Origin of the sequence: Streptomyces sp. NPDC002130, from assembly GCF_040296465.1 — a bacterium.
In the GTDB taxonomy this organism is placed as follows: Bacteria; Actinomycetota; Actinomycetes; order Streptomycetales; family Streptomycetaceae; genus Streptomyces.
Genome location: NZ_JBEOXI010001314.1, coordinates 1 through 1,009, shown reverse-complemented (window position 1 = coordinate 1,009; position 1,009 = coordinate 1). Strand labels below are relative to the sequence as shown.

Genomic DNA, 1,009 nt, shown 5'->3' with positions numbered 1-1,009 from the left:
ATCGTGCTCAAACGAGATCGATTGATGGGCATCGGGCAGGCAATCACCATGCCACTGTTCTTTGCGTCCAATGCGCTCTACCCGGTCGAACTCATGCCGACGTGGGTTCAGTGGCTCAGCCGCATCAACCCGCTGAGCTACGAGGTGTCGGCACTGCGCGGTCTGCTGATCGGAATGCCGACCAACTACCTCGTCGACTTCGGCGTGCTGATCGGGGCGGCGCTGCTCGGAATCGTCACCGCCTCGGCACTATTGGGCCGGTTGACTCGCTGATAGTCACGCTGGATCAGTCACGAGTGAACGGTGGGGTGTAGGTGCTGCAATCCGGAGGTACAGCCGGGAGTCCTTCGGACGAGCGAAGTTTCTCCGCAATCGACGAGAGCAAATCCTGCGATTCAGGGGAGAGATCGACCGCTTTTATGGCCAGAGAACGCAATTCGCTGTCGTGGAACTCTTCGACAACCGAACGGTCTTCTTCCGGAATCAGTTCGGGATCCTGCCGAGGCGTCGGACCGAAGAAGTACTCTGCTGCTACGCCGAAGTAATCGGCCAATGCCAAAACGACTTGCTCCGACGGATTGGTGCGCACACCGCTCCGGAGCTGAGAGAGGTACGGTGTCGAAATCTTGCATCCGCGTTGTGAAAGGGCTTCCACAACTTGTGCGTTGGTGAGTCTCGGTGCTGTGGCCGGGTACAAGGCGTTCAAGCGGTCCTTGAATGAATCGGTCACAATTCCTCCCTCGAGCGTGACCCAGCGTCACAGCTACTTCGCAGTTTTCACATAGTAGACGACACGGTTATTCTGGACTCCGGTCGAAAGTCCTTTCACCTGCGGATATTTGGCGCCGAGAGATTCCAAAGACTTTGTAAAGTATGTGATTTTCGCCGCGTACTGACCGTTCGTTTTGCCAAGGTGTGCGGCGGTAGCGTATAAGCCAAACGGCGGTGGTTACGCCATTGTGCTGCAGGTTCTTTCAGCCGGTCCTATCCATTTCGAGTCGATGCATTC

Annotated in this window: 2 protein-coding genes; one reads left to right on the top strand and one right to left on the bottom strand. The window is 56.5% G+C overall.

The window, feature by feature from the left end; translation table 11 throughout:
* A partial coding sequence (locus tag ABT116_RS50590) for an ABC transporter permease (RefSeq protein WP_351648663.1) occupies nucleotides 1–273 on the top strand: 273 nt, incomplete at its 5' end.
* Nucleotides 274–286: 13 nt separating this feature from the next.
* On the opposite strand, the gene ABT116_RS50585 is transcribed toward ABT116_RS50590, so the two are convergent.
* Nucleotides 287–730, bottom strand: coding sequence for a helix-turn-helix domain-containing protein (locus tag ABT116_RS50585; RefSeq protein ID WP_003946341.1), 444 nt, complete (start codon nucleotides 728–730; stop codon nucleotides 287–289).
* Nucleotides 731–1,009: the final 279 nt, after the last annotated feature.